The 18126-nt window shown below is 69.0% G+C and carries 16 protein-coding genes; 9 read left to right on the forward strand and 7 right to left on the reverse strand.

Going from position 1 to position 18126, the window contains the following annotated elements:
• Positions 1–53: 53 nt before the first annotated feature.
• Positions 54–521, reverse strand: a complete 468-nt coding sequence (locus AB0G52_RS05055) for a hypothetical protein (RefSeq protein ID WP_361333814.1) — start codon at positions 519–521, stop codon at positions 54–56.
• An 18-nt stretch (positions 522–539) separates the two neighbouring features.
• Complete coding sequence (locus tag AB0G52_RS05060; protein WP_361333817.1) at positions 540–5012, reverse strand: RHS repeat-associated core domain-containing protein; 4473 nt, start codon at positions 5010–5012, stop codon at positions 540–542.
• A 369-nt stretch (positions 5013–5381) separates the two neighbouring features.
• Between AB0G52_RS05060 and AB0G52_RS05065 the strand changes: the two genes are divergently transcribed.
• Both AB0G52_RS05065 and AB0G52_RS05070 read left to right on the forward strand, forming a co-directional pair.
• The gene (locus AB0G52_RS05065) at positions 5382–6044 is read left to right on the forward strand and encodes a hypothetical protein (RefSeq protein WP_361333820.1); all 663 of its coding nucleotides are present in this window, start codon (positions 5382–5384) and stop codon (positions 6042–6044) included.
• A 32-nt stretch (positions 6045–6076) separates the two neighbouring features.
• Positions 6077–7060, forward strand: a complete 984-nt coding sequence (locus AB0G52_RS05070) for a hypothetical protein (protein ID WP_361333823.1) — start codon at positions 6077–6079, stop codon at positions 7058–7060.
• A 290-nt stretch (positions 7061–7350) separates the two neighbouring features.
• Here AB0G52_RS05070 and AB0G52_RS05075 read toward each other — a convergent pair whose 3' ends face one another.
• Genes AB0G52_RS05075 through AB0G52_RS05085 form a run of 3 tightly spaced genes read right to left on the reverse strand, consistent with a single transcriptional unit; the run spans position 7351 to position 9041 of the window.
• Positions 7351–7986: a hypothetical protein gene (locus tag AB0G52_RS05075; protein WP_361333826.1), complete on the reverse strand. Its 636-nt coding sequence runs from the start codon at positions 7984–7986 to the stop codon at positions 7351–7353.
• 4 nt (positions 7987–7990) lie between these two features.
• Entirely contained in the window at positions 7991–8176 is a 186-nt protein-coding gene (locus tag AB0G52_RS05080) for a DUF397 domain-containing protein (protein WP_361333829.1), read from the reverse strand.
• Between the two features lie 10 nt (positions 8177–8186).
• Complete coding sequence (locus AB0G52_RS05085; protein WP_361333831.1) at positions 8187–9041, reverse strand: helix-turn-helix transcriptional regulator; 855 nt, start codon at positions 9039–9041, stop codon at positions 8187–8189.
• A gap of 225 nt (positions 9042–9266) precedes the next feature.
• On the opposite strand from AB0G52_RS05085, the gene AB0G52_RS05090 reads away from it, so the two are divergent.
• The 3 genes from AB0G52_RS05090 to AB0G52_RS05100 all read left to right on the forward strand — a co-directional run bounded on the left by AB0G52_RS05090 (position 9267) and on the right by AB0G52_RS05100 (position 10371).
• A complete protein-coding gene (locus AB0G52_RS05090; RefSeq protein WP_361333834.1) occupies positions 9267–9746 on the forward strand; it encodes an ATP-binding protein in 480 nt (159 codons plus the stop codon).
• An 86-nt stretch (positions 9747–9832) separates the two neighbouring features.
• On the forward strand, positions 9833–10189 hold the full coding sequence (locus AB0G52_RS05095; RefSeq protein WP_361333837.1) for a hypothetical protein: 357 nt from the start codon (positions 9833–9835) through the stop codon (positions 10187–10189).
• Entirely contained in the window at positions 10186–10371 is a 186-nt protein-coding gene (locus AB0G52_RS05100; protein WP_132890527.1) for a hypothetical protein, read from the forward strand. Before AB0G52_RS05095 ends, AB0G52_RS05100 begins: the two co-directional genes overlap by 4 nt.
• A 47-nt stretch (positions 10372–10418) precedes the next feature.
• Here the strand turns inward: AB0G52_RS05100 and AB0G52_RS05105 are convergent, their stop codons facing one another.
• Together AB0G52_RS05105 and AB0G52_RS05110 are read right to left on the reverse strand one after the other, a co-directional pair.
• On the reverse strand, positions 10419–11582 hold the full coding sequence (locus AB0G52_RS05105; protein WP_132890528.1) for a uroporphyrinogen-III synthase: 1164 nt from the start codon (positions 11580–11582) through the stop codon (positions 10419–10421).
• A gap of 88 nt (positions 11583–11670) precedes the next feature.
• A complete protein-coding gene (locus AB0G52_RS05110; RefSeq protein ID WP_361333841.1) occupies positions 11671–13038 on the reverse strand; it encodes a nitrate/nitrite transporter in 1368 nt (455 codons plus the stop codon).
• A gap of 288 nt (positions 13039–13326) precedes the next feature.
• Here AB0G52_RS05110 and AB0G52_RS05115 point away from each other — a divergent pair, with 288 nt between their 5' ends.
• The 4 genes from AB0G52_RS05115 to AB0G52_RS05130 all read left to right on the forward strand — a co-directional run bounded on the left by AB0G52_RS05115 (position 13327) and on the right by AB0G52_RS05130 (position 18030).
• Positions 13327–13920, forward strand: coding sequence for a CGNR zinc finger domain-containing protein (locus AB0G52_RS05115; RefSeq protein WP_132890530.1), 594 nt, complete (start codon positions 13327–13329; stop codon positions 13918–13920).
• Positions 13921–14308: 388 nt separating this feature from the next.
• The gene (locus AB0G52_RS05120; RefSeq protein WP_010039908.1) at positions 14309–14830 is read left to right on the forward strand and encodes a sigma-70 family RNA polymerase sigma factor; all 522 of its coding nucleotides are present in this window, start codon (positions 14309–14311) and stop codon (positions 14828–14830) included.
• Positions 14830–15654: a zf-HC2 domain-containing protein gene (locus tag AB0G52_RS05125; RefSeq protein WP_361333845.1), complete on the forward strand. Its 825-nt coding sequence runs from the start codon at positions 14830–14832 to the stop codon at positions 15652–15654. Before AB0G52_RS05120 ends, AB0G52_RS05125 begins: the two co-directional genes overlap by 1 nt.
• A 60-nt stretch (positions 15655–15714) precedes the next feature.
• The gene (locus tag AB0G52_RS05130) at positions 15715–18030 is read left to right on the forward strand and encodes a UvrD-helicase domain-containing protein (protein ID WP_361333848.1); all 2316 of its coding nucleotides are present in this window, start codon (positions 15715–15717) and stop codon (positions 18028–18030) included.
• Positions 18031–18126 lie beyond the last annotated feature (96 nt).

The following is an 18126-nucleotide window of genomic DNA, read 5'->3' on the forward strand; positions in this document are numbered from 1 at the left end:
TCCGCATTCACGTTTGCGTCACCGCCCATGGTGATGGTATTGGCCCGGCATGGTTACTCTCTGGCGTTTTCTCTAGGCAGCCGTGACACGTAAATACCGAACTCGGCCAGGGACTTCTCCAGGTCCTCCCGCCCTGCGTCGTCCCCGGGCAGGAGTGAGAGCCGGGGCGTCGCGAAGCGTTCGGCTCCCGTGTGCACTGCGCTCGCGAGGTCAGGGACAGACGAGCGGTCGATCACCTTCCCGTCGTGAACGGTCTCGATCGAGCCGTCCTTCGCGCGCCGGAACGTCAGCGAGAAGGACGAGTCGACGGCGGACGTCGTGAAGAAGCGGTCTCGGCCCGGCAGGAAGCGGCGCAGACCGTCCAAGAGGAGGGTTAGCGAAAGGTAGATCATCATCGCTTGGTCCGGGGTGTGGTTCCGGGAGCTCGCCTCTCCGCGGTCACCCCGGACGTCGATGTGCCCCAGGTCGAACCCGGACGGCGGGGGTGCCTCGTTCTCGTCCACGGAGAACACGAACTCCATCGAGACCACTCCTTCCTTTCAGACGGCGCTCTTCCCCATGGGGAAGAACGTGATGATGTTGTTTCCGTCGTGCGAGTCGACGGTCACGCTGTACCGCGCGCTGTGCCCATTGACGGTCATTCTCTTCTCGAAGGTTTGGATACGCTTGGCGGGATCCGAGATGCGGGTGCCGCGCTTGACGATCGTCTTGGCGGCGGCGTGCACCTGTTCCCTTGTCGTCGTGGGCGGCATCATGTCCGCGTGCCTGGTCGACGGGTTCGTGCCGGTGATATGCCTGGACTCGATGTGGATCCAACCCTTTTTGAGGTCGCCGGTCTCCAGACGCGGTGTCGTACGGCACAGTGCGAGTCCGAAGGGGTCGATCCACACCATCGGGTTGGGTACGTACCAGCCGGGGTTCGGGCCGCCGCCCAAGCCGATCGGGTCGAGGCTCAAGTACCGCCCCAGAGCGGGGTCGTAGTACCGGTGGTAGTTGTAGTGCAGACCGGTCTCGTCGTCGTGGTACTGGCCGGGGAAGCGGAACGGGCACGACGTTCCGATACCTGGATCGGCCAGCGGCAAGCCCCACAGCGTGGTGCGCAGCCGCCAGCCCGTCTCGCCTGTGTCGTCGATCAACTCCGTAGGCGTACCGACGAGGTCGGTGACGATGGCGTAGAACCGTGCGTCGATGTCCGCCTGCGGCGTGGAGGGTGTGGCCTGTGACACTGCCTGGGCGACCGGTTCACCGGTGTGCGGGGACCACTCCCAGCTGAGCACCTGGTCGCCATCCCCACCGCATTGCTCGGCCAGTTCGTTGCCGTCCCAGATGAAGTCGGTCGACGACAGTTCCGCTCCGTCCTCCGCCAGCAGTCGCTTGGCGACACGCCTGCCGAAGGCGTCGTAGGCGTATCTCCAGCGGCGGCCGTCCGGGGTGACTACTTCAACAAGCCGGTCTTCGTTGTTCCAGCCGTACCGCCACTCGTGTGAGCCGCCCGAGAGCAGTCTCCGGGTGCGTCGGACCATCCGGCCCTGTGCGTCGTGCTCGAAGAAGGTTCTGCCTGCCTGCCGGGTGCCCAACGGGCCGTAACTGCGTCGGCCCGCCGTCTCCTCGGCCTCGGCCGGCTGAGTTACGGTTCCTGTCCAGGACGCGTGTGTGACGTCCCCGGCCGGGTCGTAGGCGTACCCCTCTGTCCAGGAGTCGGCGGTGACCGAGATGACACGGCCCACCGAGTCGAGTTCGAACCGCCGACTGCCCGAGACGCTGTCGGCCACGCCGACGGGATGGTGGTCGGCGCGATAGGAATAGCCGCGCAGCAGCGCCGACCGTTCCGGAACGCCGCTGACACTCTGCGCCACCAGCCTGTCGTCCCCGTCCCAACGCCGGGTGAGCTCCACCGGGCCGAGCCGGCGTCCGGTCTCCCGGCCGGTCCGGTCGTAGCCGAGAGTCATGGACCGGCCTGCCATGTGCAGCGCAACCGGCCGATTGTCGGCGTCGTACTCCCAGGTACTGCGCAGGCCGTTTGGCGTGCACCGTTGCACGCGTCGGCCGATAGCGTCGTAGGTGCTGTGGAGTGTACGTCCGTTGCACGTTTCGCGGACGATCCGGCCCAGGGCGTCCCGTTCCAGTGTCACCAGAGCCGCAGAGTTCTCGGCCCGTACCACGCGCCCGAGCGCGTCGTATGCGAAGGTGGTCACACCGTCCGGGGTGCGCTGTTCGACAAGATTGCCGAGGAGGTCTCGGCCGTAGTGCGTGCTGCGCCCCAGCGCGTCGGTACGGGAGACCAGTTGGTTCGCTGCATCGTACGCGTAGGTGAGGACACGCCCGGAGAAGTCCTCCTCCTTGGTCGTGTTGCCGACGGCGTCGTACGTATAGCTCCAGGTTCGCCCTGCAGCGTCGGTCACACTCGTGAGCCGGCGTTCCGTGTCGTGCCGGAAGAGAAGCCGGGAGCCGTCGGGGCCGGTGCGCGCGGTGATCACCCCGAAGTGCGTGTACTCGCTCCGGGTGACCCCGCCGACCGGATCGTGATGCTCGGTCTCATTGCCCTCGTCGTCGTAGCTCCAGCGCTCCGTCGCGCCGCCGGGTGTGACGCGCCAGGTCATGCGGCCCTCGGGCGTCCAGCCGTACCGCGTCTCGGCGCCGCGCGCATCGGTCATGGCGACGACCCGCCCGAAAGAGTCGTACGTGAACCGGGTCACCGCCCCCAGCGCGTCGGTGACGGCGTCGACGCGCCCGTGGTCGTCGTATCGGAAGTGCCGCGTCTGCCCAAGCCCGTCCGACACAGCCACCATCCGGCCGGTGCGGTCATAGACGTGCCGGGTAGTCGCTCCCGCGGGATCGGTCACGGCGAGCAGGCAGCCGCGTTCGTCGTACTCGAAACGCCACTCGGAGGCGTCGACCTCCGTGACGCGCACCGGCAATCGGAGTTCGTTGTACTCGGCCGTGGCCTCCAGCCCATCGGGACGGACCACCGTCCGCAGGTTCCCATCCAGGGTGTACGCGTATCGAGTTGTCCGCCCCAGAGCGTCGGTCTCCGCAAGCACTCGGTTGTTGTCGTCCCACTCGGTCGTGGTGGTGTGACCGAGGGGGTTGGTCTCCTCGGTGACGCGGAAGTCCCGGTCGTACCGGTAGACGGTGGCGCAGCCCAGCGAGTCGACGTAGACCGTCGTGTGCCGGTCCACGTCGTACTGAAAGGTCCCGCTGTGAAAGCCGTCGGAGCCGATGGTTCGGATGCACCGGCCTTCCTCGTCGTACACGTACTGGTAGTCGGTGTCGTTGCGGTCCCGCCACGTGGTGATCCGGTGTTCCGCGTCGTATGACAGCCTCAGCGCGCGTTCCGAGGAGTCGTATGTCTCAGAGAGGTTACCGGCCTCGTCATAGCGGTACCGTGCGATCACCGGGCGGCCTGGGGCACTGTCCAATCGCAGGGCAGTGACGCGCCGATCGGCTGTTTCCAACCCCAGCCGGTAGCCGCCCTCGCGGAGTACCGCTCGCGGCACACCGTCGGTGTCGTACTCGACGTCGACGCGACTGCCGTCCCGATCGCTGATCCTTATCAGCCGCAACTCCGAGGTGGTCAGCCCTGGCAGGGCACGGAAGTGCCGGGTCTGACCCGTGTCGGGCACCAGCAGGCACATCCCGTCGATCTCGGAGCCAGGGGCGCCGGACCATCCCAACGGCCAGCGCGGGCCCATGACGGGCAGCATCGGCAGGCCGGCCTCCGGCGTCGGATAGTGGAGCACCATGCCGTCCGCGGTCACCAGGCGGACCCCATCGGCGTCCAACAGCACACGCTCGTCCAGTACCGAACTCCAGGACGGCCCGAACCACTGGCCGTCCCGGAACGAGGACACGTGATGCCGTTCGAAGACAAGGGGCCGCGTCCCGAGCAGTTCCACGTCCACGACCGAGGCCACTACGTCACCCGTCACGACGTCGACGGGATCGCTCTTGCAACGCCGCTCGGCCATCAGCTGGGCCTCTCGGCGCAGCTTGCCCATGTTGCCCCGGGCTGCCTTTGCCATGCCCTTGAGTCCCAGCTTGCCAAGTCCCCGCATTCCCTTGGCGAGCTTGCCGAGGCTGGTGATGCCCTTGCCGCCGGGGATGCAGTCCATGGCGGCGAACGCCACGTCCCATAGGGACGCTTGACCCTTTGAGTACTTGTAGAGGGTGTCCGCGAGGACCACGAGGGCCGCGACCAGCACGATCGCGCCGAGGATCGGCCCGCCGATGATCAACGCGATGATGCCGACGACGGCGACGACGACCTTGCAGACGGTGACGATGGTGTCCCAGTTGTCCTCGAACCAGTGGCCGACGTCCTGCCACCAGTGCCGGTTCGGGATACCGGCGTCGGAGGCCGCGTCGATCTTCCGCTTCGCCTCCCCGGCCGCGTCGTCGCGCATCTTCCGGGCGTCCTCGGCCATCTTCTTCGCGGCGTCGAGGGCGCTCTGGGCGGAGGTGACGTCCGACTGGGCCTTGCTGTGCGCGGACTTGGCGCTCTGCACGTCCCGGGTGGCCGCCCGCACCTTGCCCTCGTCCGGCTTGTCGCCGTCCGACTTGCTGCCGGTGGGGTCGTCCTTGTACTTGTCGGCCTCCTTCGTCGCCCGGGTGACCCAGGAATCGGCCGAGGACAGGCGGGACTTGGCGGAGGAGAGGTCGGCCTGGGCTTCCTTGGCCTTGGCGAGGGCCTTGTCGGCCAGGGCCTGGGCGCGCTCCAGCTTCGGCCAGTAGTCCGCGAGGGCGTCGCCGCACAGCTCGTACGACTGCTTCAGCTTCTTCAGGTTCTTCGGGACGTCCTTGAACTGCTCCTTGAAGACCTTCGCCGACTTGCCCGCCCACTGCAGAAGAGCGTCCTCACCGGCCATGCCCTTGACCAGACGCAGCGCGTCGGAGACGTCGTCGGCGAAGGTGTGCAGTTGCGCGGCGAGGGTGCGGACGCGTTGCGGATCGCCCGGGGTGGGGTCCTTGTCCAGGTCGAGTGGATGCCAGTCCGCCGGCCGATACCCCGCCATGTCCCCGCAACCCCCGTCGCGTACGCCCCGTCAACAATCCTGTGCACACGTGAAGCTACAGGCCCGGTCGGTTTGAGGTGAAGACCGTTCCGGGATCGGGCTGGGTAGAAGCCCTGTCCGAGAGCGCGGATCACCTTGCCTTCCGGCAGGCGTTCTGGGCGCGAAGGGCCTTTGCTGAGGCCAGCCGGGGCGCGGTGATGTCACGAGACGGCAGCAAAGTCTGGGCGGAGAGGGCAGGTTGCCCGACTATGATCCGGCGTACGCGTTTCGTGTGACTGGGTCGCAGCAAATCGCTCTGGTGCGTTCCGGATGAACCCCGATAGCGTATTCGCTGCTTCGCAGACCCCAACCGCCCCACCAGGAGCCCACGTGACCCGCCGTTCCCGCCTGCTCACGACAGCCACCGCCGGTGCGACTGCGGCACTTCTGCTCGCTGGTTGCGGCGGAGGTGGCGGAGGCAAGTCCAAGGGGAACGACAAGATCGCGGGGGCGGACACCGGGGCGTCGCCCTCGGCCTCACCTAGCGCCTCGGCTTCGGCCACTGAATCGGGGCGGCCCAAGATCACGTTGCCGTCGGATGTGACGTTGACCTTCGAGGGCGGCCAGACCGGCGATGCGGTGAAGGACGCCGTTCTCGCGGACGGCGCGGAAAGGGCGCGAGCGGAGGACGCCGCTATCACCGGGACAGACCCCAAAGGCGAGGGACTCGCCTACTACAACACGGGCAAGGCTCTTGAGGCCACACTGTCCTGGGTCGCGCAGTTCAAGAAGGCCGATGTCACGATCACCGGCGTTGTCCGGTACTACGACCGCAAGGTGACGCTCAAGGGCAAGACATCGGCCATCCTCACGTTCTGCGGTGATGAGAGCAAAGGCTTCAGTAAGAACAAGAAGACCGGGAAAATTAACAAAACGCCTGTCAACAAGGACAGCTACGTCTCGTACAACACCAGGCTCGACAAGAACTCCGACGGCGTTTGGCAGACATCGCAGATTATTTCCATCAGGGGGGCAGCTCAGTGTCAGCCGTAGTCAAAGGAACTGCGTGCGCACTCCTTGTTGGCATGGTGTTCTGGACCTCTGGGCCCTCGGCCTGGGCCACGATCACTCCCGGCGGGGGTTCTGGCACCAACAGTCAGGTGAACGGTGATCAGAAGAACGGCGACATCTCCGCGACCGCCGGTGCCGTTGTCTACGACCTCTCCAAGAACGGGTCCGGGGCGTCGAGCGGTGCGGTGACGCCGACCACGACTTGGACGCCGCCCGCGTGTTACTACGCGCCCAAGTACTCACCCGATGCGCTCGAGGCCTACCTGACACCCATCTGGGAGGCGGATTCGACGGGTTACGAGTGGGATGCCACGCAGCGTGACCGCTATGTCAACGGGAAGCCGTACAAGGACTTCAACAAGGACAAGGCGGGCAAGGGCTACTGGTGGGACTCGTACGTCACGAAGGGGCGTGAGGGAGACCCTGGGGCGCTGGACTGCACGAAGCCCATCTTCTGGGTGGACACGGGAGACAAGCCGCCGGCCGACATACCCCAGGCGATCACCCCGGAGATCCTTTCCCAGCTCGCGTACAACGAGATCCGCGTGCCCGGTACGAAGGTGACCCTGGCCCCGGCGGACAAGACGAAGGTCAACCTTCCGACCTGGGCCTGGCTGGACGGCGCCCAGTTCAAGCCGGTCTCCGTCACCGCGTCGGTTCCCGTGCTCGGCATCAGTGCGACCACCACCGCCACGCCGTACTCTCTCGAGATCGACCCCGGTACCTCGGATGCGGTGACGTATCCGGCCTCGGGCGTCTGCGAGTTCAAGAACGGCAGCATCGGTGAGGCCTACGCCAAGGGAAAGGCCGGCGAGACGCCGCCCTGCGGGGTGAAGTATCTGCGGTCCTCGGGCACGGGCTCGTACCCGCTCAAGGCCACGATCACCTGGAAGATCAGCTGGACGGGCACAGGAGGGACGGGCGGTCCCCTGGACGACGGGACCTTCGGGGCCACTCAGGACGTCGTCGTGCAGGAGATCCAGTCCGTCAACAGGTGAGAAGTGTCGTTCGGAGACGACCACGATCGGGACCTGGCCGTGTCACCCACAAGTGCACCTGGCCAGGCCCGCACCCAAAGCACGCCGCAGCCCTTCTCCGTCTCGACCACATCACGCCGGCGGGGTTCCCGGAGTGAGCCGTCGGTGCGGCAAAGATGAGCTGCGTGTCCCCGTTCGCCGAGTGCGTCGGTTCGGAGACGGGCGGCGCCGCGACGGACGTCATCTTGCGCGCTGACACGAGCGCGTCCGGCCTGTCCTCCTACTGCCGTGACAAGGGTCGCCTGAGGCCGTCATTCGTCGAACCACGCGACCAGCCGCACGTTCCCCCCGCCGTGCACTCCCGCCAGGGCCGCCATCACCGTCCACACAGGGCCCCACGGGCCGTCCTCCGGGACCGCATCCCGGCGGCGCGCTCGCTCGGCTCGATAGACCGTGGTGCCGGTGGTCCATTCCGTGCCTTCGGGGCAGAGAGCGGCCAGGTCGTGCGGCGTCGTCGTCAGCGTGTTGATGCCGCTGGCTCTGGCGAAGCCTCGGCTCCAGTCGTGGTGGTGGATCAGACGGAGGGCGCCGTCCGGGGTGCGGTGGTAGCGGCTGACGTGGGTGATGCGGGGGATCGCCGGCTCCGTCCAGTCGATCGCCTGCACCTCCGGCCAGGTCAGCCACGTCTCCGCGGAGGCCGACGACGCCCAAGTGGCGTGTTCGTCGCGGACTTCGGGGGAGGTGTCCGGCGGTAGGCCGCGGTTCGCCGCCACCGGGCGCCAGGTCGTGTCGAAGTCGCGTACGCCGAAGAGGCAGGCGAAGCCGTCGTAGTCCCTCGGCATTCCCAACATCGCCAGGCTGATGGCCGGCGACCACGCCGTCTCCTCGTGGTTCAGGCCCGCCCGCCAGGTGCGGCACTCGATCCAGCCGTGGATGTCTGTTCCCATGTGGTCACTGGGGCCGTGAGCGGGTCATGCCGTTGACGAAGCGGGCCCAGGTGGAGGCCTCGACCGTGAGGCGGAGGCCCGCCGGGTTTTTCGAGTCACGGATGTGCACGGCTGTGCAGGCGGTGGCCATCTCGACGCAGTTCGAGCTGTCGCCGCTGTACGTGGACTTCCGCCAGTGGAGTATCTGCACGGTGGCCCTCTCAGATGGTTCGGATGAGGCTCTGGATGAAGTCGTGCGACTCGGCGGGACCGATCGCGCAGGACTCCATGTGATCCAGCACGGCACGGTACTTGCTCAACTGTGCCTCCCCGTCGAGAAAACCGCAGCCGCCGTGGTGGGTGTCGAGTTGCACCGTGTCGAGTTGAGGGACCTGGCCCTGGACGTAGTCGAAGGACTGTCCTGTGCTCGGGTAATGCTCCGCGTCGAAGGGAATCACCCGGACGGTCACGTTGGGCAGCTCGCTCATGTCGAGGAGGTGCGCGAGTTGACCACGTCTGACGTCGGGGCTCCCGAACCGGATGCGAAGAGCCGACTCGTGGATGATCGCTGCGTATGGCAGGGGATGCTCGCGGTGGAGGACTCCTTGCCGTTTCATGCGATGCGTGAGGCGGTGTTCGATCTCGTACTGCCGCATGGACGGCACGACGGCCCTGAAGAGGGCGCGGGCATGGTCCGCGGTCTGCAGCAGCGCGGGAACGTGCATCGCGAGCGCCACCCGCAAACCGGTCGCGTGGTGTTCGAGTTCGGCGAGGTCGACCAGTGCGGCCGGGAGATGTTCGCGGTACTCCTCCCACCAGCCGCCCGTTCGGCGTCCGGTCATCGCGGCCAAGGCGTCGACCACAGCCTCGTCCGAGCAGTCGTACGCCGATGCCAGTGATCGGACTCGGTCGGCGCTGAGTGAGCTGCGGCCTGTCTCGATCATGCTGACGCGCCCCTGGTTGACGCCCAGGAGTGTGGCGGCCTGGGTGACGGTGAGGCCGGACCGCTCACGGAGTTTGCGCAGCTCGGTGCCGAGACGCCGTTGACGCAGAGTGGGATTGCTGGTGGGCGGCACGGCATGTCCTTCCCGGCCGATGTGCGGCTCTCTTGTCACTCACGGGAGGTAAATACGGGCACATCTCCCTTGATGAAGAGATGTATCTCCCGCTGGCGGCCTACTGTAATGCTCGCACCGCACAACTCCCCGCGTCTGCAAGCCGGAAGCGCACCACTCCAGGCAGAGCCACCGGCCGGCGCGGTCCTTGAGCGAACCCGAGTCACGTCTCTCGTAGGAGGTCCTGTGGACACCGTATCCCTGCCCGACACCTGGGCGTACGCCCTTCGCCTGCCCCGTGATCCGCGCGCGGCACGGGTCGCACGTATGACCGTACGGGCGGCGCTCAGCGGCCACGGCAGGCATGAATCCCTGGACGCGGTCGAGCTGTTGACGTCGGAAATGGTCACGAACGCCTACCGGCATACTCATGGCCCCGCTTCCCTCCGGCTGACCGCCCTCGCGGACGGTCGGCTACGGGTCGGGGTCTGGGACAGTCACCCACGCATCCCGGCTCCCTTCGGCGCGCCTCCCTGGGACCAGGTCCGGCTCGCCCCCGCGGATGCCGAAGCGGGACGCGGGCTGCGTCTCGTACAGGAGTACGCCGACGCGTGGGGCGGCTTGCCGATCGGCGACGGCGGCCCATTGGACCGGGGTGCCGGGAAGCTGCTGTGGTTCGAGGTGAGGGACCGGGGACCCGAGGGAACGCGGAAGGCCGTCGCGTGATGTGGCAGGTGCACCGTGTGACCACGCCGTTGACCGTGATGCCCAGTACGGTGGGGACAGGCAGCGAAGGAAAGAGGAGCCGCCGCATGACCACACAGCCCGACCATGGTCATGAGCTGATCCCCCGCCCCGAGTCGACGCCGGACGCGGTTCGGGTCGCGCTGGCCCGCATCGCCCCGCACCGGCTGTCCGAGATGGAACAGCACAAGGAACAGGCGCTGGCCGCCGCGCTTACGGACGGCAAGGTCGGCCACCTTCGGCACTGGCTGGCCTATTGGCAGGCACAGGTGGAGATCGAACGACGGCCCGATCTCCACTCCCGTCACCAGGCCGCCCTCGCGGCCGTGCACGCCACCGACAGCCGTGACGACCCCGGCTTCGGGGAGGCGACGGCGGAGCTGCGAGCTGTCGAGGCCGAGGCGCAACAGGCGGTGTCCGGGTGACCTGGCGGTGGGAGTACGACCCGGCGGAGGAGTACGTCGTCGGTGGCTCACCGCCTGCCTTTGTCGCCGAGATCGAGACAAGAGCCGACGAGCTGGTGCGGGACGCGTCCGCCTTCTACCTCGACGGCGCCTCCGGGCCGACCCAGGGGGAGTGTCGCGGACGCCCCCCATCCACCAGGTGACCTACGTGTGAGGGAGCGGCCGGGCCCACGTTCCAGGCCGCGCCCCCTCACGCGTCCCCGTACTTCGTGTCCGCCGCCGGGTCCAGGGCCAGCCGGTATCCGCGCTTGACCACCGTCTGGATCAGTTTCGGCGCTCCCAGGGCCGTACGCAGCCGGGCCATCGCGGTCTCCACCGCGTGTTCGTCGCGGCCCGCGCCGGGCAGGGCGCGGAGGAGTTCGGAGCGGGCGACCACCCAGCCCGGACGGCGGGAGAGCGCCCGCAGCAGGGACATGCCGGCCGGCGGTACCGGCTTCAGGTCGCCGTCGACGAGGACGGCGTGCCCCCGGATCTCCACCCGGTGTCCGGCGACGGGCAACGCCCGGGCACGCGAGGGGAGTTCCCGGCAGAGAAGCTGTACGAGGGGGCCGAGCCGGAAGCGCTCAGGCTGGATGGTGTCGACCCCGACGGCCTGGAGCGGCAGGGCTGTCACCGGCCCGACGCAGGCGGGGACGACGTCGTGGCCGAGGGCGGCGAGCAGGTCGTCCCGCAGCCCGCGGTCCTCGGCGCGGGAGATCAGCGAGGCCGCGGCGGGCGCGCTGGTGAAGGTGAGGGCGTCCACCGAGCGCGAGACCACGGCGTCGAGGAGCCGGTCCACCGGCCCGAGGTCCTCCGGCGGCATCCACCGGTACACCGGCACCGGCAGCACCTCCGCGCCCGCGGCCCGCAGCGACTCGACGAACCCCGGCAGCGGTTCCCCGTGCAGCTGTACGGCGATCCGGCGGCCGTCGACGCCCTCCTCCAGGAGCCGGTCGAGCACCTCCGCCATGGACTCGGAGGACGGCGACCACTCCTCGGTGAGCCCGGCGGCCCGCACGGCCCCCTTCACCTTGGGCCCGCGCGCGAGCAACTCGACGTTCCGCAGCCTCTCCAGCAACTGCTCGCCGAAGCCCCACCCGTCCGCGGCCTCGATCCAGCCCCGGAACCCGATCGCGGTCGTCGCCACGACCACGTCCGGCGCCTGGTCGATGATCTCCTTCGTGGCGGCGAGAAGCTCCCCGTCGTCGGCGAGCGGCACGATGCGCAGGGCGGGCGCGTGCAGCACGGCGGCGCCGCGCCGCTGGAGCAGTGCTCCCAGCTCGTCGGCGCGGCGCGCGGCGGTGACCCCCACGGTGAACCCCGCGAGGGGACCGTGCTGACCGCCGTCGTCCGGTCGCTGCTGTTCCTCGTACATGGCTGCTCTCCTAGCTGACCCGCAGGCGAACCGAGCCTGTCAACGGCGCGTGACAGGCTCGGTTCCGCTTCATGTCACCAGTGTTACGTCACACCTCGGCATAGCTGAGCTGCGCCTTTGCCTCGGAGGCGGCTGTGGGGTGCCCCTGGGCGACCGGCCGGCGAAGGTATACGGCCCAGGTGACGGCGAAGCAGAGGCCGTAGAAGGCCAGGAAGGCCACGAAGGCGCCGGTGCCGGAGCCATAGGAAAGGAAGGACTGCCGGAAGGCGAGGTTGATGCCGACGCCGCCGAGCGCGCCGACCGCCCCGATCAGCCCCATGGAGGCGCCGGAGAGGCGTCGCCCGTACTTGACGGCTTCCTCGCCCTCCAGCCCCTGGGCGAGGGCCTTGGTGTGGAAGATGCCGGGGATCATCTTGAACGTCGACCCGTTGCCGATTCCGGTGAGCGAGAACAGCACCACGAACGCGACGACGAACAGCGGCAGCGACTTCTGCATGCTGGCGACGACCAGGACGGCGGTGGCGGCGGCCATGGCGACGTAGTTGTACAGAGTGATCTTCGAGCCGCCGTACTTGTCGGCGAGCCAGCCGCCCACGGGACGGATCAGGGAGCCGAGCAGCGGGCCCATGAAGGTGAGGTAGGTCGCCTGCAGCGGCGTACGGCCGAACTGGTTGGTGAGCACCTGCCCGAAGGCAAAGCTGTAGCCGATGAACGACCCGAACGTCCCGACGTAGAGGAAGGACATGATCCAGGTGTGGGCGTCCTTCGCGGCGTCCTTGGCGGCGCCGGTGTCGTTCTTGACGTTCTCGATGTTGTTCATGAACAGCGCGGCGCAGCCGGCGGCGACGACGATCAGCGGGATGTAGATCCCGAGCAGCACGCGCGGACCGCCGTCGGCACCGATGACCGCGAGGGCCACGAGCTGGATCGCGGCGACACCGACGTTGCCGCCGCCCGCGTTCAGCCCGAGGGCCCACCCCTTCTTCCTCAGCGGGAAGAAGGCGTTGATGTTGGTCATGGAGGAGGCGAAGTTGCCGCCGCCGATACCCGCGAGGAGCCCGATCCACAGGAACGTGTCGAACGAGGTCCCCGGCTTCATCACCGCGAACGCGGCGATGGTCGGAATGAGGAGGAGGCTGGCTGAGATGATCGTCCAGTTCCGCCCGCCGAAGATCGCCACGGCGAAGGTGTAGGGGACGCGGACGACGGCGCCGACCAGCGTCACCATCGACGTCAGCAGGAACTTGTCGGCCGGGGTGAGCCCGTACTCCGGGCCCATGAAGAGCACCAGCACGGACCACAGCGTCCAGATCGAGAACCCGATGTGCTCGGAGAGCACGGAGAAGTACAGATTGCGTCGTGCGACCTTCTCCCCGGTCTCTTTCCAGAACGTCTCGTCCTCCGGATCCCACTCCTGGATCCAGCGGCTACGTGAAGTAGGGGCTGGGGCTGTCATGACGCCTCCACGGTGCTCCGCGTGCTCGGTCTGCCGACTTCGGATGAGTGACTGAGCCCGAAGGTAGGGAGGCGGCGTTTCCGCGCTGTGGCTGTGGGTGACCGGAAGGGAACGTTGCTCTCACCCCGGGGAGGGGGCGGGTGAGAGGTCGGGGTTACGGGAGTCCGACGGGCTCGCCACCGCATCGTCCAGGAACCGCACCCAACCACCGTGCGAGGGCTTCCGGCCGGTCCTCGGGCCGGGCACTGTGAAGGGACACGGTTCCCTGTCCTAGGCGGTGGCAGGCACATGGCACTGGGTACGGCCGCGGCCCCCTACGAGCTGCGCTTCGACGCCGGGCGGATCTGCCTGGACCTGCTGGCGACCACGCATCCCGGCGAACGGCTGGACGGACCGGGGCCGTTGCGGGCCTGGATCACCGGATCCGGGCTGGTCCCGGCGGGCACGCCGTTGGCGCACGCCGACCCGGGGTGGTTGCCGGGCTTCCGGGAACTGCGGGGGCACGTGGCGGAGTTGGTACGCGGCCGGAACGCGGCGCGGACCCGGTCGTACGAGCTCGCGCTCGCCCGGGTCAACGAGCTGGCCGGCGGCACGCCCCCGGCCCCGCGTGCCGTGTCCGGCGAGGACGGCTCCCTGGTGCGGGAGTTGGCGGGACCGCCCGCGTGCGCCGCGCTGCTCGCGGCCGTCGCCCGGGACGCCGTGGAACTGCTCACCGACCCCGCCGCCCGGGCGGCGATCCGGGAGTGCGAGGGCGACAACTGCCCCCTCGTGTACCTGGACACCTCCCGCGGCCGCAGGCGCCGTTGGTGCTCCAGTGAGGTCTGCGGCAACCGCGAACGGGTGGCCCGGCACCGCCGCCGAGCCGCTCTCGCCCGCGCCTGAACCCCGGTCCTCCCGTCACCGGAGGGCCACCCCGGGCGGCCACCCCGTGCGGCCAACTCCTGTCCCTTTGACGGCTTCTGCCGGACCTTCACCGAAGCTCCCGGAACGTGATTTCGACAACACTCCGTTTGGTGACCGCCGCGTACGGGCAGCCCGCCCCTCCTCGACGATGTGTCGGAAATGTAAAGATCACGAGGGGGGAATGTGCTGTCATGTCCCGCTCGTCATGGCACCACGCAGAAAAATGTGGGGTCTTGTTGAACACCCCGCGAGCCACTTCCGTACCGGTGGGGGAGCGACCGACTGGGGGAACCCCCGGACACCGGAGGTGGGCGTGCGCAAGGATGCGGCCGTGGCCAATGAACGTGGATCGAGGGCCCGACATCGCATGTCCCAGCCCTCGGAGCCTGATGAGGAGCTGATGCGTGCCCTGTACAGGGAGCACGCCGGACCTCTCCTCGCGTATGTCCTGCGACTGGTCGCCGGTGACCGGCAACGCGCCGAGGACGTCGTGCAAGAGACACTCATCCGTGCCTGGAAGAACGCCGGTCAGCTCAATCGAGCGACCGGATCGGTACGCCCCTGGCTGGTGACGGTCGCTCGCCGCATCGTCATCGACGGTCACCGCAGCCGGCAGGCCCGGCCGCAGGAGGTCGATCCGTCGCCGCTGGAGGTCATCCCCGCGGAGGACGAGATCGACAAGGCGCTGTGGCTGATGACGCTGTCCGACGCGCTCGACGACCTGACCCCGGCCCACCGGGAGGTGCTCGTCGAGACGTACTTCAAGGGGCGTACCGTCAACGAGGCGGCCGAGACGCTGGGCATACCCAGCGGCACCGTTCGCTCTCGGGTGTTCTACGCCCTGCGGTCGATGAAGCTGGCACTTGAGGAGCGGGGGGTGACGGCGTGATGAGTGTGTACGGGGGGCACGGCGGGTTCGGCACAGGTGGTGCGGGTATGTCTGGTGCCATGCAGGAATCTCCGGTGCCCAATGAGCATGAGACCGTCGGCGCGTATGCGCTGGGGATTCTCGACGACGCCGAGGCAACCGCTTTCGAAGCCCACCTGGCCGGGTGCGAATGGTGCGCCCAGCAGCTCGACGAGCTGGCCGGGATGGAGCCCATGCTGGCGGCCCTGGCCGATCTGCCGGGCTCCGGAAGCACGCCGTCCATCGGCGAGTCGCTGTCCGCGAAGCCCAGCCCCCGGATGGTCGAGAAGCTGGTCGTGGAGGTGGCCGAGAAGCGGAAGGTCCGCAGCCGGCGCAACCTCTTCGCCCTTGCGGCCTCCATCGCGCTGATCGTCGGCGGCCCGCTGGCCGTGCTGGCGGCGAGCGGCGGATCCTCGGGCGGCACCTCGAACACGGCGGGCGGGACGGCTGCCCAGGCGGCCTTCCAGACCCTGTCCGACAAGATGACGGCCACGGACCCGACGACCCACGTCACCGCGACCGTCGCCCTGGAGAAGAAGGACTGGGGCACCCACGCGGTCCTCCAGCTCAAGAACGTCAGCGGCCCGGAGAAGTGCTCGCTCATCGCCGTCGGCAAGAACGGCGAGCGTGAGACGGTCTCCTCCTGGTCCGTCCCGAACTGGGGCTACGGCCTCGCCGACGCCAAGACGGAGAAGGCCAAGCAGCCGCTCTACGTCAACGGCGGCGCGGCCTTCACCCCCAACGAGATCGATCACTTCGAGGTGATGACGTTCAGCGGCAAGAAGCTGGTCTCGGTCAGCGCGTAGCTTCGGCGGGCCCCCTTCGCGTACGGTTGACGGCTGCCCAGCACGTCAGAAGGGGGCCCGGTGGCCGCTCAGGCTCAGCAATCCGCGGTCGGCTCGCACGGCTCCGCACCCGAGTCCTCGGAGGACTCGGTTCGGGACCGTGAGATCAGCGTCGAACAAGCACACCTCGACCGGGTGTACAGGCGCCTCGAGGAGAAGATCCACGAGGCGGAGTTCCTGATGAACGACGCGGCCAAGCGCGGTCAGGTAGGCACCCCGGGTGCGCTCGCCGAGCGGGACGCGCAGGTCTTCCGGGCCGGCGTCCACCTGAACCGGCTCAACAACGAGTTCGAGGACTTCCTCTTCGGCCGGATCGACCTGCTCCTCGGCAAGGACGGCAAGAAGGGCCCCGACGGCGCCTACACCGCCGTGGAGCCGGCGGAGGGCGCGGTCCGCGCCGACCACACCGCCGACATCGCCGAGACCCTGCACATCGGCCGCATCGGCGTCCTCGACCAGGACTACGCGCCCCTGGTCATCGACTGGCGGGCGCCGGCCGCGGCCCCCTTCTACAGGTCCACTCCGGTGGATCCCGGGCGTGTCGTACGACGCCGGGTCATCCGCTCCAAGGGCCGCCGCGTCCTCGGTGTCGAGGACGACCTGATGCGCCCCGAGCTCACCGCGTTCCTGGACGGCGACCGGCTGCCCGTGATCGGCGACGGCGCCCTGATGGCCGCCCTCGGCCAGGCCCGCAGCCACACCATGCGGGACATCGTCGCCTCCATCCAGGCCGAGCAGGACCTGGTCATCCGCGCCCCCGCCGCCTCCGTCACCTACGTCGAGGGCGGCCCGGGCACCGGCAAGACCGCCGTCGCCCTGCACCGCGCCGCCTACCTGCTCTACCAGGACCGGCGCCGCTACGCGGGCGGCATCCTGATCGTCTCCCCGACCCCGCTCCTGGTGGCGTACACCGAAGGCGTCCTGCCCTCCCTCGGCGAGGAGGGCCAGGTCGCCATCCGCGCCATCGGCTCCCTGGTCGACGGCGCGGAGGCCACCCTCTACGACAGCCCGGCCACCGCCCGCGCCAAGGGCTCCTCCCGGATGCTCCGGGTGCTGCGCAAGGCCGCCCGCGGCGCCCTGGAGCTGAACGACTCGCCGACCCGGCTCCGGGTGGTCGCCTTCGGCCGCCGCCTGGAGCTGGAGGCCGAGGAACTCGACCGCATCCGGCAGAACGCGCTGGGTGGCACGGCCCCGGTCAACCTGCTCCGCCCGCGCGCCCGCAAGCTGCTCCTCGACGCCCTGTGGGCCCGCTCGGGCGCGGCCGGCCGCCACACCGACCCGGAACTCGCCGCCGAACTGCGCTCCTCCTTCGACGAGGACATCCTCACCGAGGACCCCTTCATCGAGTTCCTCGACGCCTGGTGGCCCGAGCTGACCCCGCGGACCGTGCTGACGGCCATGGCCGACGAGAGACGCCTCGGCCGCTGGGCCCGCCGCATCCTCAACCCCGGCGAGGTCCGCCGGGTGGCCCGCTCCCTGAAGCGGGACGGCCACACGGTCCACGACATCGCCATGCTCGACGAGCTCCAGGCGATCCTCGGCGCCCCGGCCCGCCCGAAGCGCAGGCGCGAGGCGGACCCGCTGGACCAGCTCACCGGCCTGGAGGAGCTGATGCCGGTGCGCGAGGAGTCCCAGCGCGAGCGCGCCGAACGGCTCGCCCAGGAGCGCGTCGAGTACGCCCACGTCATCGTCGACGAGGCCCAGGACCTCACCCCGATGCAGTGGCGGATGGTCGGCCGCAGGGGCCGGCACGCCACCTGGACGGTCGTCGGCGACCCGGCCCAGTCCTCCTGGTCCGACCCCGACGAGGCCGCCGAGGCACGCGACGAGGCCCTCGGCAGCCGCCCGCGCCGCCGCTTCGAGCTCACCGTGAACTACCGCAACCCCGCGGAGATCGCCGAACTCGCCGCCAAGGTGCTGGCTCTCGCCATGCCCGGCGCCACGTCCCCCTCGGCCGTCCGCTCCACCGGCGTCGAACCCCGCTTCACGGTGGTGCGCGACTCCCTGGAGAAGACCGTGCGCGGCGAGGCGGAGCGGCTGCTCGGCCTGGTGGACGGCACGGTCGGCGTGGTCGTCGCCATGGAAAGGCGCGCCGAGGCCGCCCGCTGGCTGGCCGGGCTCGGCGACCGGGTGGTGGCCCTGGGCAGCCTGGAGGCCAAGGGCCTGGAGTACGACGCGACGGTCGTCGTGTCGCCCGCGGAGATCGCCGACGAGTCCCCTGCCGGGCTGCGCGTGCTGTACGTGGCGCTCACCCGGGCGACCCAGCAGCTGACGGTGGTCTCCGCGGAGCGGGACGAACCGGACGCGGCGGGGGTGCCCGACCTGCTCAGGGACTGATGCGACCTGTGCCGGGAGCGGTCCGGGGAGCCGTTCGGCTGGAGGTTTTCTGTGAAGTCGGCGGACGGGAATGGCCAGACGGGATCTGTTTGTTAG

The organism is Streptomyces sp. NPDC021562 (assembly GCF_040640875.1).
Taxonomy (GTDB): domain Bacteria; phylum Actinomycetota; class Actinomycetes; order Streptomycetales; family Streptomycetaceae; genus Streptomyces.